Source organism: Christensenella sp. KGMB01412 (genome assembly GCF_055522415.1).
In genome coordinates this window covers 12239-32307 of the sequence record NZ_JBVFVW010000005.1, presented here as the reverse complement: position 1 = coordinate 32307, position 20069 = coordinate 12239, and the positions used below count along the sequence as shown (strand labels likewise).

Genomic DNA, 20069 nt, shown 5'->3' with positions numbered 1-20069 from the left:
AGAATGAAACAGGCAAACAGTGAGAAAGGAAAAAAAAGTCAATTTATCCGTATCGTCAGTATGGTTCTCCTTGCTGCGTTTATGCTGGGCGTGCTTCCGGTTTCCTATGCGGCGGAGCTTCCGATGCAAATGGAAACAGGAGAAGAAACGACACGGAAACAGCCGGAGCAGATAAGCGAAGCGCTGCCATTACAATTGAACAAGAATCGGGCTGTGTATTCCGATGAAGCGGAATTTTATTTAGAGGAAGGTATTGAGGAAAAAAAAGCGGCAAGGGCAGGGGGAGCGGCCGTAACTTCCCTAACTGTTTCACCAACAACCAACTGGACCAATAGTACTGGACCTTTTCGATTAAAAGGCACAGTGGAAAATGCGGTGGCAATACTCTACGACACTACAGCTAGTTTCAATAATCCAAAGGAAGTTAAGCTCGGTGATACAGAAAATAATTATACTTTCTCATTTTTAATTGATCCTCCAGCCAATAAGGTAACCTATTATTTTGTTAGAGCGGTATCCGCATCGGGAGTATCTTCCAGCTATAAGATTACTGAAGCAAGACGGGATACGACTCCGCCAACTACTGGGACGATGACGGCAACATACGACAATACGTTTTATCCTAGATATACTTTGAGAATAACGGGTTCTCGGGACACACTATCAGGTATAAGCGGCGTACAGTTGACTGTAAGCGGCAAGCCCAATATATGGTCGATGTCTGAGGATTCGGCGGGATACTATCTGTACTTTGAGGCGGATGAAGTCGCTGGAAAAACAATAACATATTGGGCAAGGGATGGTGCGTCGAATCGTGGGAATGAAAAAACCCTTTATATCCCCAAAGACTCTACTGGACCGTCGATCAGCGGGCAAAAGCAGAATCCAAGCGGGTGGGCGCAGAGTAAGACAATCAGCGCGACTGTGACGGACACTAGCGGTGTGAACCGCGTTTTCTGGAGCAAAACGAGCGGCGCAACGAGCGGCACGGCGATGACGGCGTCGGGCAGTACGTATACATCAGGTGCGCTGACAGAGACAGGAACCTATTATATTATCGCCTATGATAACGCAGGAAACCGCAGCCAGACATCCGTTACGGTCAATAATATCGACCGGGCTTCCCCGTCGATCAGCGGGCAAAAGCAAAATCCAAGCGGGTGGGCGGCAAGCAAGACGATCAGTGCGACAGTAACGGACAGCCAAAGCGGTGTGAACCGCGTTTTCTGGAGCAAAACGAGCGGCGCAACGAGCGGCACGGCGATGACGGCGTCGGGCAGTACGTATACGTCGGGTGCGCTGACAGAGACAGGAACCTATTATATTATCGCCTATGATAACGCGGGAAACCGTAGCCAGACATCCGTTGCGGTCACTGGCATCGACCGGATTGCGCCGACGTCAGGCACGCCGGCGATCAGTCCCGCAGGGTGGAGCAACAGCAGCTCATGGACGATTACCGTGCCAAACATAGCGGATACGGGAGGCAGCGGCGTGTCGCAGGTGTTTTACAGTACATCGTCGTCCAGTCCCACAAGCGGCACGGCAATGACGTTGGCCGGCGCGACGGCAACGGCGACGGTCACGCCGCCCGCCGATGCGCAGACCACCTATTATATCCGCGTAAAAGATGGGGCGGGGAATTTGAGCACCGTCAAAAACGTGACCGCCAAACGGGATACCGCTGCGCCGACGGGCAGTATCAAGGTGGGAGAGCATACGCCATGGAGTGCGTTTGTGAACGCCGTTACCTTTGGCATATATTTTAATGAGCAGCAGCCGGTCGTTATCACTGCCAGCGATACGGGCGGGAGCGGGTTGAAACAGACGCAATATTATATATCGTCGGACGCTCTGACGCACCAGCAGGTAGCGTCGCTGGATGCTTCGGCATGGAAGGATTACGCTGCGTTTACACTGCTGCCGGAGGATCGGTATATCGTCTACGCCAGGCTGACGGACAATGCGGGAAACGTTACCTATTTGGGAACGGATGGAATGGTGTTCGATACAACGGCACCTGTCGTGGGCGCGCAGGATTCTGTCTCGGTTATACCGGAATGGGCGCATATTGGCGCTGAAACTGTGCAGGTAGAGGCGGCAGGCGTGGAAGATGTGATGAAAACAGGACTTGTCAGCGGAAAGACGGACATCATGTCGGATATTGCCCAGGTGTACCTGATGAAAACCATGGACAGTACGGCAAATGAAGATATTATTGCGGGGTTAACCAAAAGCCCGGAGGGGGGATATACCGGAAAATACAGTCCGGCGGCAGATATGACAGGTTATCTGCGCGCGGTAGATAAAGCGGGGAACTGGAACGATCCCGCGACAAGCCTGCCCGTCATATTTAAAACAGATTTTGCGGCTCCGGTAATAGGGGAAGTGAAGCAGGAAGCCAATGGGATGAACGTCCGGGTATCGGTAGATATTACCGATGAAAAGAGCGGAATGAGCCGCGCCTACCTTACGCAGGATCTAAACACGGAGGATGGCATTGCGCTTGTAAAGGGAACAGACGGCAACCTGTACAGCGCCTTGCTGACAGAAAACGGAGACTGGTATGTAATTGCTTATGACGTGGCGGGTAATAGATCGGTATCACCTGCGTTTACTGTAGACGGAATAGACCGCGAGCCGCCTGTCATCACAAACATAATGGTGAACGCGGATCGCACCATCAGCGCCACGGTAACGGATGCTCTGTCAGGCGTAGGCGTGGTTTACCTATCCGAGGATAAGGATGCGGAAACCGGAATGGTAATGGCGAGGCAGGAAGATACGGATACATACATCTCTGCGAAGGTAGAAGAAGGCAAGACATATTATGTGACCGCGTACGACAAGGCAGGAAACCGTGCCGCGGCAGAGGTTACAGTCACCAATGCAGACAAGACTGCCCCGGTCGTAACGGCATCGCAAAGCCCGGAGGATCCGGCAAAGAGCAAGATCATTGTCGCTGTGGCAAACGATCCTGCCGGGCCGAGTGGTGAGCCTGTAAGCGGTATCGATTCGTCGCGCGTGTACCTGCTGACAGACAATGATGAAGCTGCGGCTGACGGCACGCCGCTTACTTTGCAGGATGACGGGACATACCATTCCCCGGCGCTTGCGCAGGCAGGGACGTATTACGTGTTCTGTTACGACAAAGCAGGAAACCGCAGTAAAAATGCAGCGGTCACGGTAGACGGGATCATTACGGGCGGGGGAACGCCCATTGGCCCATCGGGAACCGGTGGAATCGACGCATATTACCAAGGCGGGGACTATCCGGGCGGCGCGGTGAGCGCAGCGGAGATGGACAGCACCAAGGCGCTTGTGTGGATGGGCGATACGTTGTTCCGTACGATGGAACCGGGAGCTTACCTCGCGGAAGACCTGATTGGCACAACAAAATTCAATGATCGCACGAGCACAGCATATGCGGGAAGTTTGTTGCTGACCGAAATGGAACGGTTTGCCGGCACAGTTGCGGATACGCCCGGCCTAAAAACGATCGACCTGCCGGATGTTGGGGCGGAAGGACAAACGGCGTTTCCTCTGCATCACGGGCCGAGTGGTACGGATACTACTGGTTCAGAGCTTGAAAACACGGCATATTTCCCGCAGGGCAATACAAGCCGTAATGCGGGCCTTACCAGTTCCCCGACCACGGGGCTTACATGGTGGACGCGTACGGGATATAAGACGACAAGCCGCGTGTGGACTGCCAACCAGATCGGCCAGATGCAGAATTATGTTGTGACGGGAACCTATGGGATACGCCCGGAGGTTTATCTCGACCATACACAGGCGTTATTCGTACCCGCGGCGGATGGCGGTGGAGCGCCGGAAGCAAATACGAAGTTGGTACGTTCGATGGGCGCGTTCAAATCCAATAGCGCAAATGAAACGCGGATATGGAACGCAGGTGCGCAGATCGGAAACGCGCAGACCTACCGCGTGTTCCGGCTGGATGGCACGGACGCAGTGCTGCAGCCGGATAAAACCACAGCCGCAGCTGCGACCTCGGACGGAAGCATGGTGATCCGCTATGAAGGCGCGTCGTATGGGGAAAACAACTACATGAGCGTGATGCTGGTGAACAAGACGACGCATGAGAAGTGGTCGGGGCGGATCGGGAAAATTTCGTCGGCAGACGGGGAGCAAAACCTCGTGCTGCCTAAGGTGAACGGCAAGAGCGTTATCGGCGATCCGGACTACCTGCTATTCGTATGGAATGAGAACGAAACAGGGCAAAATGCGTGTAGCCCACTGCGGTTCGAGATGGGAAACCTTGTGCTGCCAAGCAATCCGGAAATTATGAGAATCACGCAACAGCCGGAAGGCTGGACGGGAGCAGATGCGGAAAAAACCATAACCGCTGAAGTAAAGTTCGCGGATACGGCGATACAGAAGAAGGTGGAGATTTCGCAGAACGCGGACGGAAGCGGAGAGAAATATGCGCTTTCCGAAAACGCGGACGGGACGTACTCCACAGCAGAAGTGAAAACGGGCGGGATATGGTATGTGACTGCAACAGACGAAACAAGCGGCCTTACTGCAATGAAACCGGTCGGAATCAAAATTGATACCACTCCGCCGGATATTACCTATGCCGCGCTTGGGAGGAATAACAGAATACAGGCTATGGCAGAGGATGCGCAGAGCGGTATGGGCAGCATGTATTGGTCTGCAAATGCAGATGGCTCCGAAGCAAAGGAGATGGCTTTGCAGGACGGCGCATATACCTCGGGCGAGATCACAGAGCTTGGCACATATTATGTGTATGCGGTGGATGCGGTCGGGAATGCAAGCGAGGCGCTGCCGGTGGAAGTAACGCAGCTCTTTGATACGACTCCGCCGGATATCTCGAATATTACCTATGAGCAGCAGGCAGACGGAAGCTGGAAGGTGGCGTTTACCGTAGAAGATACGCCAAGGCTGCCGGAGCCTGCGACGGGAGTGGATCCGTCGACCGTGCAGTGGAAAAAAGGAATGGGAGGCGCATATGTTCCGGCAGTGCAGGATACTTCCTTCGCGGACGGCAACCACTATTATTTCCTGACCGATGGAAGTATCGAGGATACGATCCATTATATCTATGCGGAAGACTATGCAGGAAACGCGGTAGAAAAGGAAGCGGTGAACCAGAGCGGCGTGATCTCGGTCAGCGTGCCCACAAAGATGCTGTTTGCAGCCCTGCCGAATGTTGCGGGAGAAAAGTTCTTTGCGCCGGAGTACACGGTGCGCAACAACAGCGAGACAAATAAGCTGAATGTAAGCTTGGTTGGTTTCGAGGCGGATGACTCCAGTAAGGGCTTCGAGCTTGCTGCGCCGGGAACACAGCTTGGAAAGAACCAGATGACGCTGTACCTGAGCGGGATAGAAAACGATGCCGGCGGGTTTGCGGGATTGCCCCGGATAGCACTGATGCCGGGGGCGTTTGATGAAGAAAACGCAGTGGAGCTTGGAAAGCTTGCGAAAAAGACGGCTGCGGGCGCAGCAAACGAAAACGGGAAATATACCTTTGCAGGCGATATCCCGGAGTTTGACCTGATGGAACTGCGGACGCTCGAGGCAATGCGCGCCAAATTTAATATGACGCTGTTATTTGAGAAGGATTATACGGGATGAGGAAGGAACGTAGGAAACAAACGAAGAGGCCGCTTATGATCGCCATAGCAGCCATCATAGTAGTTGCGGCAGTACTTCTGCTGTTATTCTTCACCGGTGTTTTGGGCCAGGAGGCGCGGGCGGCATTTGTGGTGGACGACAAGGCAACGGATACAGCGGAGCTTACGCCGGATAACGCGCGGGAGCAATTACAAAAGGCGGTAGACGAGAGCATGTTTTCCTTCCGTATCAATTCCAACATGATATTTGAGAATGCACAGACAGAGGGAGAAATGGTGATCGAATGCCCGGCGCATAATCGCTATGGCATGAAGGTAGAACTGATCCTTGAAGAAGAAAACGAAAAGATTTATGCGACAGATATCCTGCCGCCGGGGAGCGGTATCGTGCGGGACAGATTAGATGTTCCCCTCGCGGCGGGCGAATATGACGCGATTGCCATGATCTATGCGTATGACATGGAGACGCAGGAACTTATGGGGCAGAATGCGGCGGTCGTCAAGGTCACGGTGGAAGGTTAAAGAAAATGAAAAAAGCAGTTATGGGAATGATCCTCGCGGGAGCGCTGTTGTTTGGCGCGACAGCCTATGCCGCGCCAACATGGGTGGACGCTCCGCCGGGAGAAACAGCAACACAGGCGCCGGACGAAGGGGATAAGCGTATGAAAAATGAATCCCCGGTCTATGGGTATATGGGTAACGCAAATACTGAAATAGATATTGATGGAGACGGAGAGATGGATCTCAATGTCCCCATGGAAGACATAATAGACGTGACGGTGCCGCTTGATGTATCGGTGGTGGCAATGTATAACGGTGCGGAAAAAGAGTTTTATTCAGCAATAGGAACTGTCCGCAACAACAGCGCTTATTCTTCGGTGGAGGTGTCGATGACGTCGTTTGTCCGGCAGGCGGGCAGCACGAGTGAGGTCACGCTTGCCAAATGGGATGCGACGCGGCTGACACAGCACCAGGTTGCCATGCAGATACAGCCGACGGGAAACAGCATCACCAAATTCCCGGCACAGGATGTGACGACAATCCGTACATCACCGGTAGATATGGGGATGATAGGGCCGGAAAGCGCGACGGAATACATATTTGACGGACAATTTGAAAATTCGCTTGTGCGTACGCATAAGGGGGAAGAGGTAGTGTTTGATACAGTGTTCCTTGTCTCGAAGGCGGGGGCATAACGGAGGAGAGGAAATGGCAAGGCAGCAGGAAGAAAAGAAAAACAGGAAAGTGATCGTCATATTGGTGGTGATCATCATAGCGATTGGAGCGGTCGCCGGATACTTCATCTGGCAGAACCTTGTGCATAAGGAATATGGCAGATTCGATATTGACGAAATGGCGCAGGACGGTTTTTTCAAGGATAAATCACAGGAAGATATTCAGGAACTTTTAAATCAGGTAGTAGACGATGGGATGTTCAATATCTCGATCAATTCGAACCCGGTATTTGAAAATGGGGAAGCGGAAGGGAACCTGCGGATTGAAAATGTACCGAACAACCCGTATTACATGACGGTGAAAATTACGCGGGACGATACGGGGGAAGAGGTATACCAGAGCAAGGGGATCAAGCAGGAGCAGTTCATTGAAAACGCAAAGCTGTCGGTAGATCTTCCGAAAGGGGAATATCCGTGTACGGCGGTATTCACGGCAGTAGATCCGAAAACATATGAGGAGCTGGGAACCGCGGCAGCGCGAATCACGATCCATGTATTGAATTAAGCAGGATATTAACGGTACGGCCCGTACCGTTAATATATATATAAAACAGCCTTAATATTTAAGGGCAACAAAAATATTTGTTCTGATCGAAAGGAGAAAAGACAATGAAAAGAACAAAAGCATTGGTGGCAGTGGCCATGGCCGCTGTAATGGTATTCTCTCTTGGCAGCATCGCGTTGGCTGCTGAACCGGACATCGGACAGGGTGCGCAGTCCGGCACGGCGGAATCCACCGTCACATTGGCGATGTCGGAAACGGCTCCGATCAGCATTTCGGCAACAGTGCCGATCACGATCCCGCTGGCAGTACAGGTAGACAATACGAACAACAAAGTAAATACCTTCGCACCGACAGACTGCACGATCATTAACAATTCAAAGGATCTTGGCGATGGCAGTGGGGTCGCGATCGACATTACGGATGTAACGGCATCGGTAGCAGCAGGCAGCACACAGTGGTCGCTGTCTCAGGCGGCTCCGGCGGCAGCAACGGCTGGCGCTTACAAGCTTCAGCTGGGCCTGTGCGGCGGCACATTTGGCGATCTTGACGTAACGACGGGCGGTACGTCAAAGCTGGATACGATTGCGAGCGGCTATGAAAACATCCAGGGTGGCGCAACGGCAAACCTGTCCGTATTGGCTACCGCTGGCGGCACGAACACAGACTACACGAATTTCCAGGATGGCGTAGCGGCAGACATCTTCAAGGTACAGTTCACGGTTGCAGCACACGCATAAGAAAAAGCGAGTTCAGTGACAATTCTATCCGCTGATTGGATGGAAGCAAGACCGGCAGGGCCGGTTTTGCAGAGGGGAGAGTAAGCTGTCCCTTGTGCAAATCCGGCCCGAAGAGGCAAAAGGAGCATGGTTTATGACACAAAGAGTGAAACAGGAAAAAAAGAAAAAGAAAACGGGGATCATTATACTGATTATTGTGATTGCTGCAGTTGCGGTGGTTGCGGCGCTGTATTTTAGCGGAGCATTTACGCCGCAAACACGGCAGGAACGGGACCGTGCAGCCCTGCAGGGACAACTTCCGGGGAAAAGTGCGGAAGATATTGAAGCGACGCTCAACCAGGTAGTGGCGGAGGGGATGCTGAATATCACGATCAATCCGTCGCCGGTGTTTGAAAACGGAAACGTGGAAGGGACGCTGAACATCGAGAACATCCCGGGAAACCATTACAGTACGCAAGTTACAATCACGCGTGACGACACGGGGGAAGTGGTCTATGAAAGTAAGCTGATCGATCCGGGATACTACATTGAAAAAGCAAAACTGAGTACCGCATTGCCACAGGGACAATACGCCTGCACGGCGGTATTCACAGCAGTAGATATGGAAACGGACGACGAGCTTGGTACGGCAGCAGCCAAGGTTACTTTGAATATACTCAACTAACAGGGGAACAGTTTGATGGCGGAGAGAAAAAAGCAGGAAGAAAAGAAAAAGAAGAAGGGCCTTATCGTGATCATCATATTGCTGATCGCAATCGTAGCAGCCCTTATGGTATATATCCTTGTGTTCAAGCCGCAAAACAATGCGGCAGAGCAGCAGCAGGCACTGGTGGCGGAAAAGAACGCGGAACTTGGTATCATACCGGGCATGGACGAGGAAGATGTGGAAGCGCGTCTTAACGCGATCGTAGCGGAAGGGATGCTTAATGTGGGGATCAACCCAAACCCTGTTTACGAAAGCGGAGATACGGAAGGGAATATGCGCATCGAAAATATCCCGGCAAACCGCTATGCGGTGACGGTAACGGTAACACGCGAAGACAATGGCGAGGAAATTTACAAAAGCGGGCTGATCGATCCGGGATATTTCATGGAGTATGTGAAGTTGGACAAGAACCTCCCGGCAGGGCAGTATCCATGCAAAGCAACCTTTACGGCGTATGACCAGGACAGCAAGAATGAGATCGGGACGGCAGGCGTGCGTATCAACATATTGGTTAAAAACTAATATCTAAGGAAGAGAACGGAAGTAACAGGAATGAAGAAATGCGTAGCCATCATCTTAATCATATGCGTTGTTTTTAGCCTCGGCGGTACAGGCCTTGCCGTAGATATTGGGCCGGGGGTAGTGCCAACGGATATGGGCGGGGATTATCCGCAGTATGGGGAAGAGCATGATCTTGACAGTACGGTCACAATAGAGCTGACTAATAAAGGAAACGGTATCCTGTTCACAGTTGTAGATAAGGAAACAGGGGAACCGATCGAAGGAGCGACCTTTTCGGAGCGTCTCGTGACGGAGAATAAGCCTGACCTGACCAAAGCGGCAACCAATGAGAATGGGCAATATTTTTGCGAGCAGCCTGTGTATACCCAAGGAAGGGATTACCTGTTCATTGTAAGCGCGGTTGGATACAAGAGCAGCGGCGAAATTCCTGTGACCTATACGAAAGGTCTTGTGGAGGTGCGGGTAGAGCTTGAACGGATCAAGCTGCCCACCCTGTTTGTGGTAAAAAACGAGATTGGGCAGCCGGTAGCAGGAGCGTTGGTAGAAATACAAGATACCGTGCTGCGTGCAGCGCATATGCATACCTGTGACAGTATGGGACACGCAAATTGTGAGCTTGCGGACGGGATGTATGCGGTGCATGTGACACATCCGTATCATGAAGATTATACCTGTACGTTGAAGATTGACCACAACGCGGAAGCAAGCCATACGGAAGAAATCGTGATGCAGCGCCGGAAGTTTGATACGGATGTGTATGTATTGGACGAAAACGGCGTGCCGATACAAGATGCGGTAGTCAATATGGGTGGCCAGGCAGTGCGTACGGACAGCTATGGGCATGGCAAGATATTGGATCTTTATGCGGGTGGATATCCGGTAACGGTGACGGCACCGGGCTATGTGCAGTACAGCGAAACGGCAAGCATACCGGCAGATAACAATGTGTTGACGATTAGGCTCAGAAAGGTGCTACCTGAACCAACGCCGACACCAACAGATTCCCCGAAGCCAGAACCAACAGATGAACCGGCGCCGACAGATACCCCGGAACCGGGACAAACAGATCAGCCGGGGCCGGTACCAAGCAGAAATCCGGGTGGGAGCCATATCGGTGGGGAAAACGGTGGCGGCAGCGGAGCTGCAAGGCCGGCGCCAACGGCGTCTGTGAACGCCTCTACAAGCCCTATGTCCACTGCGAATGTGGACAAGTATGCGGGCCTGCCGGTAGATATTGCATTTTGGGTGAGGTACGACGACGGAGAACCGGCGGCAAATCTGGATTTGGAGCTTCATTCCACAGTGAGGGACGGAAGAACGGATGAGCAAGGATGGGAAGAAATCCATGATGTTGAAATGGGTATGCATACAGTATACGTGAAGCAACAGGGAAAGGTGCTTGCCAGCAGGAATTTCGACCTGTACCGTGACAGTATGACAAATCTCCTGCTGGATGAAGGTACCGGGATCACAGTGCGCGATGGCGTATTTAGTATCATTATTGAGGTGGAAATACCAAGAAACGGTGGGGACGCACAGGTGGTGGCGGTGCGCGAAGGCTACCGGGAAAAGACGGATGAAGGCAGCAGTATTGTTATTGCTGGACAAGGGGATGAAATGATTAAAGCTGAGGGCACAGAAGAGTGCAAGCCAATCTGCTTGATGACAACGCTGTTCGGACACCCGATGGGAATATGTCTGTTTCTTGGATTGCCGTGCTGGGCATGGCTATTTATCATTGCGGCAGCAGTAATCATAGCGGTAGTCCTGATTGTACGGAAGAAAAAGAAAAAACAGGAAGAAAAACGGTACACGATAGAGTGAAGAAACGAAAGAAGTGGATGGCGGCGTTTGTGGTGGCGGCAGTCCTGTTGCTGGGTAGCGCAGCCTATGCAAAAACATATAGAGGAGAGGCATTTTCGGTAGAGATACCACAGGGAGACACGGTATATTATTATACGCCGGACGATACGAACATGAGCGGGGAGATGCTGGAAAGTGCACAGCAGGAATCGGAAATCCTGCTGCTGACCGGCGTATACGAAGAAACGGGAGAAGGGAACCTGCAATACTCGCTGAAAATTGAAGCGGAAGATATTGCGGAGGGGACGGCAGAAACAGAGGCCGCCACGCAACGGATCGAGGCTTTGATAGAAGAACAAGCCGGGCAATATACGTTTGGGGAAATAGCTGAAGATACACTGGGGGGCGTAGATGCAAGCACAGTGGAAGGCAGCAGGACAGACTATGACGGATACCGGGAAACGCTCTGGACGCTTGTATACGGCGGAAAGGTTTATACAGTGACGCTGCTGTATGCAGCGGAAGGAGAGGCGTTAGGCTTGGCAGAAAAGCAGCTTGCGACGTTTGCGATGGGAGTACCGCAGGCATCTGCAACGCCAATGGCAACGCCGGAGCAGACTCCGGCAGTAACGCCTGCGCCTGCAACAATGGAGCCGAAGGCCCAGGCAACGTCTTTGGAGACGGAACTGGCACCGGAAGAGCCGAAAAAAAGCGCCCTTGACAGTCTTGTGATCGGAGGGCTTGAGATACCGTACCTGTGGCTGATAGTCGGCGGCGCAGCAATGGCAGCGGCCATTGTGTTTGTTTTATTGCGTGTGAGGAGCAAACGGCAGGAAGAAGAGCGCCGGCGGGCGCGGCAGGAGGCGTACGAAGAACTGCAAACCAGAAGGGGAATGGAGAATGCGGAGCGGGGATATCGCAGGCAGGAATTGACCGCGGATTGGGGACAGGCGCTCGGATACAGGAAGGACGGTATAGAATTTACCAGGGGATACACCAATGGATATACAGCGGGATATGGGAATATACCTGCTGCCGGATATGATTTGCAAAACGGACTCAGAAAGGCATATCTGCTGATGGAGCAGGGGAATTACATTATGGCGGCCAAGATGTACCATGAGTGCGCAAGCGAAAGTACAGACAGCAGTATCCGTAACGCGGCGGAGCTGAGGACGGTGGAATGCCTGAAGCTGGCAGGGGAATACGATGCGGCATATATCAAAGCCAAACAACTGCTGCTGAAAGATTACGGATATACGGAAGAAGAGAAAGCAAGGCTATTGAAGGATGTCGAGGAGCTTGGGAATAGACCGGTAGGAGATGATAACCAATGGAACAGATTAAAAAGAAGCTGACGGCACAGGAGATTCTGGAGAAAGAGTTCAAAAAGCGGATGAAAGGATATGATGCAGACGAAGTAGATGAATTCCTGGATGCCGTGATTTATACAATAGAGCAATTTGAGGAAGAAATACAAGGCCTGAAAAGCAGGAATGTTCAGGATGAAAAACAGGGATTGCCCAGCGGGAAGAATGTATCGGCCTCCGGCAGGCGGCAGGCGGAAAAGTTATTAGAAGAGGCAGAAAGCCGGGCGCAGCAGATTTTGAAAGAAACAAATGAAAATGCCCGCCTGATTGTGGAGAGCGCCGAAATACGGCTGCGGGATATCCGGAGGGAAACAAAGAAAAGCGAAAAGCAGATCAGGGAATACCGGGAACGCCTTGACGGTTTTATGAACGAGCAGAAAAAACTGATGGAAGAAAAGCTTGGGCCGTTTGACAACGCTGCGGACGAACAAAAGCAGGCGGTGGGCAGAAAGGAACCGGAGGAACAACTGCGGAGGTTCCGCAGCCCGCTTACCAGGGAAGAATAAAGTGATGTGCGGAGACAAAATCGAATGACGCGAAGGAAAGGAACGGTTTTTTTCATAGCTCTCCTCATTGTTGTGGTGCTGGCGGCGGGAAGGGCGTATGCGTACGACCTGCCGCTGACACTGGCGGAAGCGCAGGAACAGCAGAAGAAGCCGAAAACGGTTGGGACCGTATTGTGCGATACGGTGCTGTACAGTGTACCGGAGCAGGATGCCGAAACGGTTGAGGAAGTCGGGATCGGGGAGGAACTGGAGGTATATGCAGTCAATGTGAACGGCGGCTTTGACGCTGTACGCCTGGAAGATGGAACGATGGCATATATCCGCAGTGATGAAATCTCTATGACGGCGCCGACATATGCGCGGGACGACCGGCCGGAAAGCCATATAACAGACGGCGGGGAAAACGGATACCCGGGCGAGGTATACAACAACGAGAGTTACCTGAAGCTGATGGCGGAGGCAAAGAAATATATCGGGATGCCATATGTGTGGGGCGGGAGTACGCCTGAGACCTCGTTTGACTGCTCGGGGTATGTGTGCTGGGTATTCAACCAGACGGGGCTGTATGACCTGGGACGGGCAAACGCGCAGGGAATATATAACGAATGCGAAAAGATAACCCGGGAAGAGGCGAAACCGGGGGACCTCATATTTTTCCAGGGGACGTATGAGGCAAGCTGGCCGGTGACGCATGTGGCGATCTACGTAGGGAACAACTATATGCTGCACTGCGGGAAGCCGATCGGGTACAGCCGGGTAGATACACCGTACTGGACGGAACACTTTTACGGCTTCGGGCGGCTAAAGATATATGGATAAAGAACAGGGGCAGCAGCAAACGGTTTTCGCGAAGTATGTTTTGTGGAGGGAAAATATGAAACGTGTAAAAGATGTGATACTGGTTGGGGTGATATTAGTTCTGGCTGTTATGGCATTTGGCTGCGCACCAGTAGGGAAACAGGATATATCCGAATTGGAGGAAGCGATCGGGGAACTGCGTCAGGAGGTTGGAGAGCTGCGGGAAAGGGAGATGGAACAAACAAATACGTCAGCCGCAGGAACATCCATACCTGCGGCTGAGCCGACAGCTACTCAGGCGCAACCGCAAGAAGGCACGATGGTTTCGGGCACAGGTTTTGAAGAACGGATCAAAGAGGCAGAACAAACTGCAAATGCAGTCATTGCAGAGGTAGGGAACGATGGAACGGCTGGCGGTTATGCGGAACGGATGAATCTATACCTGGAGAACAGGCAAAAGCTGAAGGAAGCAGAACAGCAACTGGACAGGATCGAATGGGAGTTGGAAAGCGCGTATACACAAGGGAATATTGCGATTGAAGCATATATGGAGATGGAAAGGCTGGTAGAGGGGATAGAGGACAGGTTGGACCATGCGGAAGACGGACTTGAACTGAAGTTGGGGATCGACGACTAAGGTATAAAAAGGAAACAGGTGCGATGAAGATAAAAGTAACGACGATTTACGCCGCCCAGATATTGAAATACATTATATTGAAAGGCAATAAGCTCAGCACTGCGAGCGAAATCGTAGAGGAGACGGGGATCACCTACCAATATTGTATGAAGGTCATGAACGAAATGAAGAGGGCAGGATTACTTGAATCGGAGCAGGGATGCAAGGGCGGATACCGCCTGAAGAAAAAACCGGAGGGTATAACGGTATATGATGTGATCAATATCTTCGAGTCTGAAAATATCCGTATGATTGAAGGAAAGGAATTCCTGAAGAACGATCCGTTCAAGGTATACATGGATGAGTTTTTTGCCAATGAAACGGAACGCCTGAAGGAAACATCCCTGGTAAAAATCTACCAAGGACACGCTATGGGCAAATAATCGGCATATTTATATATCGGGATACAACGAGGGTTGCCGGTTGGTCAAAATACGGAAAATATTTTGATCAATGATAAACGATTTTATAATATTCATAAGTAATTATCGTAAAATTGCCAACAAATATAGTTTATAGAGAAACGCATACAATGATTCCGTGGCGTAAGGTTCGTGGAATGAGGAATGTATTGGCGCATCGTTATGGCGCTATTGATGTAGGTGTATTATGGGAGACAATAACGCAAGATATCCCAGCATTACGAGACGAAATGGATAATCTCAAAATATGAATATACCGTAGTAAAAGCTGCGCAATAAATTAAAAATTAGCCCACTACTTTGCTTAAAATGTAATTGTGGTAGAAGAGCTGCACATTGAGAAGGCGCTTGACTATATGAGAAAAGTAGCATCAACTTCATAGGGCAAAGCCATCGGTTATCCAGTTCATCAGGATAACCGGTGGCTTTTTTCCATTATGAGCGTTTAACAAAAAGAATAGTTACTGTCAGTTGTGATATTGGTGCTTGTTGAAAAAGGAGTTTCTAAATACGGTGATAATGTAATTGGAAAGATACTGGAAAGAATGGAAATCAGAAGTAAAAACGAATTGCAACGCAATGAAAAAAGAATAGTGAATATATAAATATTTTAAAAAACCTTGTCAAAAATAGCACAAAAATATATATTATTATTGGGATTGTGATGTAGAAAGATATTATATAAAATGACGATGTATACAATTTACTTAAAATGCAGGAGGTGCATCCGAAGTTTACATAAATAGCGGCATCATCTATGCGCGGAGTCATGATAATAAATTATTAAGAGCGTATCAAAAATAGTAAGGACACGTACATTAAGAGGTATAAAATGGAACAGAAGGTTAAATGCCTTGAGGAGGCAAACAGGGCGCTCAAGGAAAGCAATGAAAAGCTGTATAACAGTATGCAGGCATTCCAAATCGCTGCGGAGGAGAGCGGCAGCTTAGTGTTCACCTATGACACAAATGAGCAAAAAATACTGGTGGACGAGAAAACGGCCCAGGCATTTCATGTGGAACCGATACAAACAGGGGTTCCTTATGAAATGGTAAACCGGGGAATTATTGCCCAAGAATCCGTGAAAGAATATATCCGGATTCATGAAGCGATGCTGCATGGAGAAAAAGAAGCGGGAGGAATTGTAAAACTGATTCCCGCAGATGGGCGGGAAACGATTTATGATCTTAAGTTCCGTATGATTATGAATGAAGACGGCAGGCCGAGTGGAACTGCGGTAGGAGTTTACCGGGATATCACGGAGCGGTATGTTAAGGACATGGCCAATGAGCGCTACCAGCAAATCGTCTTTTCTTCCGAACGGTATACCTATGAATATGAAGTGGACAAGGATCTGCTGTCAATCTATCCTTCACTTGCGGAGAGTGGGGGAAAGGAAGTAAGTCATACTTTTGAACATTTCCATGAGAGACTGGGAAAAGAAGAATTATGTCCGAAAGACGATGTGATGATTCTGGAGAATATGTTTACAAGCAGTACTCTCAAGCCAGTACAAGTACAGCTTTACAGTGCAAAGACAGGAGAAAAGCGCTGGTATGCGATTACCAATTCCATTATGAAAGAAAAAGGAACCACGAAACGGATTGTTGGTACGATTGCAGATATAACGGATATTAAGCAACGGGAAAGTTCACATCGGAAGCTGGAACATGTCCTGCAATGCCTGAAGGACGAGTATATTGGAATCTTTGAAGTGGATTTGGAAAATGATTTTTATACAACGCTTTCCTTCGAGGGAGCGGAGCCTGTTCCGACACTGCCAGCGGACGGTTGTTACAGTGAAACAATGCAATGGGTCTGCAGGGCGGTAGCAGCTCCTGACTATTTGGAAGCATATATTGAGTTTACCAGCATAGACTTTTTGAGAAAAGCGCTGCATCAGGACCGCCGTATTGAAATCGAATATTTGACCAACTGCAAAAAACAAAACTGGTGGAGAACCAGTTTCCAGGTTGTAGAACAAAAGGATGGAATACCGACCAAGGCCATCATATACCAATTCGATATCGACCAGGTAAAAACAGAGAAGCTCATGCAGCAGCAGGCGATGCAGGAGGCATATAATTGTGCGGAAGCTGCGAATGCGGCCAAAACAGAATTCCTTTCGAGAATGAGCCATGATATCAGGACGCCAATGAATGCCATTATCGGGATGACGGCGATTGCCAGTACACAGATTGAAAACCATGAACGGGTGCAGGAATGCCTGCGGACGATCACTTCAGCGTCGAAACACCTTTTATCGCTTGTTAATGAAGTGCTTGATATGAGTAAGATTGAAGCGGGAAAGATGGAGCTACAGCATGAGGAATTCAATCTGGCCGACCTGATCGACAACCTGATCACAATGGTATTGCCGCAGATTAATGAACATGGACATAACCTACAAGTCAATGTGGTAAATATTAAGCACGAGCGTGTTGTTGGGGACAGCCTCCGGATTCAGCAGGCGTTTGTGAACCTGATTGGCAATGCTACGAAATATACGCCGGATGGCGGGAAAATAAATGTCCGGATACAAGAAAAACCAATGAAAAACCCGGAATACGGAGAATATGAATTTGTTTTTGAAGACAATGGGATCGGAATGACGGAAGAATTCCAGAAAATAATTTTTGAGCCGTTTGCACGGGCGAAGGACAGCGATGTGCAGAAGCAAACGGGTACTGGTCTTGGAATGACGATCACACGCAACCTGATCCGTATGATGGACGGAGATATTAAGGTAGAATCCGAATACGGGCGGGGATCGCGTTTTACGGTTACGATACATTTGAAATTACTCAGGGAACAGCATGAATATATGGAAGAACTGATCGGGCTGCCAGTATTGGTTGTGGATGATAAACAAGCTTCGGCGGAAAGCACGAACCTTATCCTGAATGAAATTGGGATGATGGGAGAGTGGTGTTTCTCGGGACAGGAAGCGGTTCAGCGTGTTTGCACCAGGCATCAGGCTCAGGAAGATTACTTTGCTGTGATACTGGACTGGAAGATGCCTGGAATGGATGGACTTATGGCTGCGAAAAGAATTCGGGAAGAGGTGGGGCCGGATATCCCGATCATTATTTTAGCCGCCTATGACTGGTCTGAAATAGAAGCGGAGGCGCGCGCAGCAGGAGTAGACTATTTTATTTCCAAACCGTTATTCAAAAGCAGGATTATCCGTTGCTTTCAAAAAATACTTGGGGTTACTGACGATCCTCCGGTTACCAGAACGGAAGTAATCAGCAATATGTACCTTGAGGACAAGCGCGCCCTGCTGGTGGAAGACAATGAAATAAATGGAGAAATTATGCGCGAGCTGATCCGAATGTCCGGTTTGCAGGTTGAGTGGGCGCGTAATGGCAAGGAGGCAGTGGAAATGGTAGGAGCATCCCAGGAAGGGTATTATGACATTATTTTTATGGATGTGCAGATGCCTTACCTGAATGGATATGAGGCGACTGCCGCAATCCGGAACATGGATCGAAAAGATGTCCGCAAACTGCCAATTGTAGCGATGACGGCGAACGCTTTTGCCGAAGATGTTGACCATGCAAGGAATGCGGGTATGAATGAGCACATTGCAAAGCCTGTGGATTTGGGCTGCTTGAGCGAAATTATGGCCAGATATTTAACTTAATAAGTCATAATGGCCATCATAATATCTGTAATGTTTGATCCTGAAAGTCAATATAAGCTGTCAAACAATGAACAACGACGCCTTCCATTAGAGCATTACTAAAAATCGCCGGAAGTGATTTTTTCCTGTTATTTCTGTCGACATAAATAAGGCAATTTATGTTTTGTAACATCGCTTTTTGCGGAGAATCCGAATTCATAGAAATAAAGATATACCTGAATATGGAGCCAAATTCTTTATGAAAGTCATGAAATCATCCTGATCGGGTGAACAATAAACATGGGTGCCGATATCATGTCTTTTTATATCATCACGCATTTCTGCTACCAAAGACATAAAAGTGATGTCGGAATCATTGTTCTCAGATACGCAGAAGCATTGGATATTCTTTTGATACAGGCATGCTATATCGTAACGAAGCGCAGCACGTATACGTTTACTGTAATAAGGGAAATCGTCCATTTTGCTGCCGAGCTTTCTGAACGAATTATCCCGTCCATCTAAAAATCCGCATGATTGTGTTTTTTTCCATAATATTCCCTTCAGTTAATTCCGATAAAAGTGATACTGTTGACTATGCCGATAAAAATATCTTTATTCATTGGCGGCGCTGTGATTGTAAATACAAGAAGATATGGTGAGGAATTGCCATATAAAAAAATAGCAGATATTTATGCACATCTGGATTATAAGTCCAAAGAAATATCGGCTAAAACGATGGAAAACGTACTGGGTGAGTGTTAGAAACACAAACCCTCTGAAAATGGCGGAGAGGGTGGGATAGCGCGACTTCGTCCTGCATGAACCCACGTGGCTTCGAGTCAACATTTCGTAAAACAGAAAAAGCACCGCGCTTTGCACGATGCTTTTCCTATTTGGCGGAGAGGGTTCCCCATCACAATCATCAGGACACCTAGACGCACTGATTATCGCGGTTCCTAGAAAGCCGCCGAAAGATTACTGTTATTCAAGATTTCTAAGGAGGTGTCATAAATGAGCGCGCCTCCAAAGGAAACAGTATACTATATCAAGCAGCAGCATTTCCTAACCTATGAAGATGGCTTAAAAGCATTAAACTCACAATGTAAAACGTTAAAGCGTCTACAAGGAAAGCGTGAAAACGGGTTTTCATTTTTCATGTGTTTAAGCACAGTTAATGCAGACTTGGCTCGAAAAATTAATTTGCGAGACGGACTTGTAGGAAGACCTAAGATAGGCTTTGCCAATATATCAAAGCAGCAATCATCGTCACTCCCGCACATACATTGCTATCTCGGCGGGTTATATGCGGCATCAGCGGCAAGAGAATTCGCACAGATTCAGTGTAAGCAATATTATAGTAAATATCCAAACACCAAGGTGAAAAAGATGCCTGTAATTGCACAACGTAGAGATGATAACAAAATACCCTATGAATATATTATTGATCAAGCCAGCGTTGTGCGATTTGGATATAACAAAGAAATACTGGAAACATTTTACCAATAATATTTCGACGACACTAATAAAACAATGGGTAAAAATA

At 49.3% G+C, this 20069-nt stretch carries 17 protein-coding genes; all 17 read left to right on the top strand.

What is annotated here, in order from left to right; genetic code table 11:
- Positions 1-3: 3 nt before the first annotated feature.
- Positions 4-5619: an alfin gene (locus ACS5WU_RS09415; protein WP_302760339.1), complete on the top strand. Its 5616-nt coding sequence runs from the start codon at positions 4-6 to the stop codon at positions 5617-5619.
- Entirely contained in the window at positions 5616-6140 is a 525-nt protein-coding gene (locus ACS5WU_RS09410; protein ID WP_465089125.1) for a hypothetical protein, read from the top strand. The genes ACS5WU_RS09415 and ACS5WU_RS09410 overlap by 4 nt, the downstream gene beginning before the upstream one ends.
- Positions 6141-6145: 5 nt before the next feature.
- On the top strand, positions 6146-6814 hold the full coding sequence (locus tag ACS5WU_RS09405) for a hypothetical protein (protein WP_302760337.1): 669 nt from the start codon (positions 6146-6148) through the stop codon (positions 6812-6814).
- A 13-nt stretch (positions 6815-6827) separates the two neighbouring features.
- Complete coding sequence (locus ACS5WU_RS09400) at positions 6828-7358, top strand: hypothetical protein (RefSeq protein WP_302760336.1); 531 nt, start codon at positions 6828-6830, stop codon at positions 7356-7358.
- Between the two features lie 104 nt (positions 7359-7462).
- The gene (locus ACS5WU_RS09395) at positions 7463-8095 is read left to right on the top strand and encodes a hypothetical protein (protein WP_302760335.1); all 633 of its coding nucleotides are present in this window, start codon (positions 7463-7465) and stop codon (positions 8093-8095) included.
- Positions 8096-8228: 133 nt separating this feature from the next.
- Complete coding sequence (locus ACS5WU_RS09390) at positions 8229-8759, top strand: hypothetical protein (RefSeq protein ID WP_302760334.1); 531 nt, start codon at positions 8229-8231, stop codon at positions 8757-8759.
- A 15-nt stretch (positions 8760-8774) separates the two neighbouring features.
- Positions 8775-9323, top strand: coding sequence for a hypothetical protein (locus tag ACS5WU_RS09385; protein ID WP_302760333.1), 549 nt, complete (start codon positions 8775-8777; stop codon positions 9321-9323).
- A gap of 30 nt (positions 9324-9353) precedes the next feature.
- Positions 9354-11147: a hypothetical protein gene (locus ACS5WU_RS09380; protein WP_465089124.1), complete on the top strand. Its 1794-nt coding sequence runs from the start codon at positions 9354-9356 to the stop codon at positions 11145-11147.
- Positions 11144-12484, top strand: coding sequence for a hypothetical protein (locus ACS5WU_RS09375; protein WP_302760331.1), 1341 nt, complete (start codon positions 11144-11146; stop codon positions 12482-12484). Before ACS5WU_RS09380 ends, ACS5WU_RS09375 begins: the two co-directional genes overlap by 4 nt.
- Positions 12460-13002 (top strand): DivIVA domain-containing protein, encoded by a 543-nt coding sequence (locus tag ACS5WU_RS09370; RefSeq protein WP_302760330.1) that lies wholly within the window; start codon positions 12460-12462, stop codon positions 13000-13002. The genes ACS5WU_RS09375 and ACS5WU_RS09370 overlap by 25 nt, the downstream gene beginning before the upstream one ends.
- A 24-nt stretch (positions 13003-13026) precedes the next feature.
- Positions 13027-13821, top strand: a complete 795-nt coding sequence (locus ACS5WU_RS09365; protein WP_302760329.1) for a C40 family peptidase — start codon at positions 13027-13029, stop codon at positions 13819-13821.
- 55 nt (positions 13822-13876) lie between these two features.
- The gene (locus tag ACS5WU_RS09360; RefSeq protein WP_465089123.1) at positions 13877-14437 is read left to right on the top strand and encodes a hypothetical protein; all 561 of its coding nucleotides are present in this window, start codon (positions 13877-13879) and stop codon (positions 14435-14437) included.
- 23 nt (positions 14438-14460) lie between these two features.
- Positions 14461-14859 (top strand): RrF2 family transcriptional regulator, encoded by a 399-nt coding sequence (locus ACS5WU_RS09355; protein WP_465089122.1) that lies wholly within the window; start codon positions 14461-14463, stop codon positions 14857-14859.
- A 113-nt stretch (positions 14860-14972) separates the two neighbouring features.
- Positions 14973-15149, top strand: coding sequence for a HepT-like ribonuclease domain-containing protein (locus ACS5WU_RS09350; protein ID WP_465089121.1), 177 nt, complete (start codon positions 14973-14975; stop codon positions 15147-15149).
- A gap of 581 nt (positions 15150-15730) precedes the next feature.
- Positions 15731-18544, top strand: coding sequence for a PAS domain-containing hybrid sensor histidine kinase/response regulator (locus ACS5WU_RS09345; protein ID WP_465089120.1), 2814 nt, complete (start codon positions 15731-15733; stop codon positions 18542-18544).
- 279 nt (positions 18545-18823) lie between these two features.
- Positions 18824-19048 carry a hypothetical protein gene (locus tag ACS5WU_RS09340; RefSeq protein WP_465089119.1) on the top strand — a complete coding sequence of 75 codons (225 nt, stop codon included), beginning with the start codon at positions 18824-18826 and terminating at the stop codon, positions 19046-19048.
- 489 nt (positions 19049-19537) lie between these two features.
- Positions 19538-20032 carry a hypothetical protein gene (locus ACS5WU_RS09335; protein ID WP_465089118.1) on the top strand — a complete coding sequence of 165 codons (495 nt, stop codon included), beginning with the start codon at positions 19538-19540 and terminating at the stop codon, positions 20030-20032.
- Positions 20033-20069: the final 37 nt, after the last annotated feature.

Coding starts and splice junctions, on each gene's coding strand:
- ACS5WU_RS09380 (WP_465089124.1), top strand. CDS start 9,354: ATGAAGAAATGCGTAGCCATCATCTTAATCATATGCGTTGTTTTTAGC.
- ACS5WU_RS09355 (WP_465089122.1), top strand. CDS start 14,461: ATGAAGATAAAAGTAACGACGATTTACGCCGCCCAGATATTGAAATAC.
- ACS5WU_RS09370 (WP_302760330.1), top strand. CDS start 12,460: ATGGAACAGATTAAAAAGAAGCTGACGGCACAGGAGATTCTGGAGAAA.
- ACS5WU_RS09360 (WP_465089123.1), top strand. CDS start 13,877: ATGAAACGTGTAAAAGATGTGATACTGGTTGGGGTGATATTAGTTCTG.
- ACS5WU_RS09415 (WP_302760339.1), top strand. CDS start 4: ATGAAACAGGCAAACAGTGAGAAAGGAAAAAAAAGTCAATTTATCCGT.
- ACS5WU_RS09365 (WP_302760329.1), top strand. CDS start 13,027: ATGACGCGAAGGAAAGGAACGGTTTTTTTCATAGCTCTCCTCATTGTT.
- ACS5WU_RS09335 (WP_465089118.1), top strand. CDS start 19,538: ATGAGCGCGCCTCCAAAGGAAACAGTATACTATATCAAGCAGCAGCAT.
- ACS5WU_RS09405 (WP_302760337.1), top strand. CDS start 6,146: ATGAAAAAAGCAGTTATGGGAATGATCCTCGCGGGAGCGCTGTTGTTT.
- ACS5WU_RS09385 (WP_302760333.1), top strand. CDS start 8,775: ATGGCGGAGAGAAAAAAGCAGGAAGAAAAGAAAAAGAAGAAGGGCCTT.
- ACS5WU_RS09400 (WP_302760336.1), top strand. CDS start 6,828: ATGGCAAGGCAGCAGGAAGAAAAGAAAAACAGGAAAGTGATCGTCATA.
- ACS5WU_RS09345 (WP_465089120.1), top strand. CDS start 15,731: ATGGAACAGAAGGTTAAATGCCTTGAGGAGGCAAACAGGGCGCTCAAG.
- ACS5WU_RS09410 (WP_465089125.1), top strand. CDS start 5,616: ATGAGGAAGGAACGTAGGAAACAAACGAAGAGGCCGCTTATGATCGCC.
- ACS5WU_RS09390 (WP_302760334.1), top strand. CDS start 8,229: ATGACACAAAGAGTGAAACAGGAAAAAAAGAAAAAGAAAACGGGGATC.
- ACS5WU_RS09340 (WP_465089119.1), top strand. CDS start 18,824: ATGGGTGCCGATATCATGTCTTTTTATATCATCACGCATTTCTGCTAC.
- ACS5WU_RS09395 (WP_302760335.1), top strand. CDS start 7,463: ATGAAAAGAACAAAAGCATTGGTGGCAGTGGCCATGGCCGCTGTAATG.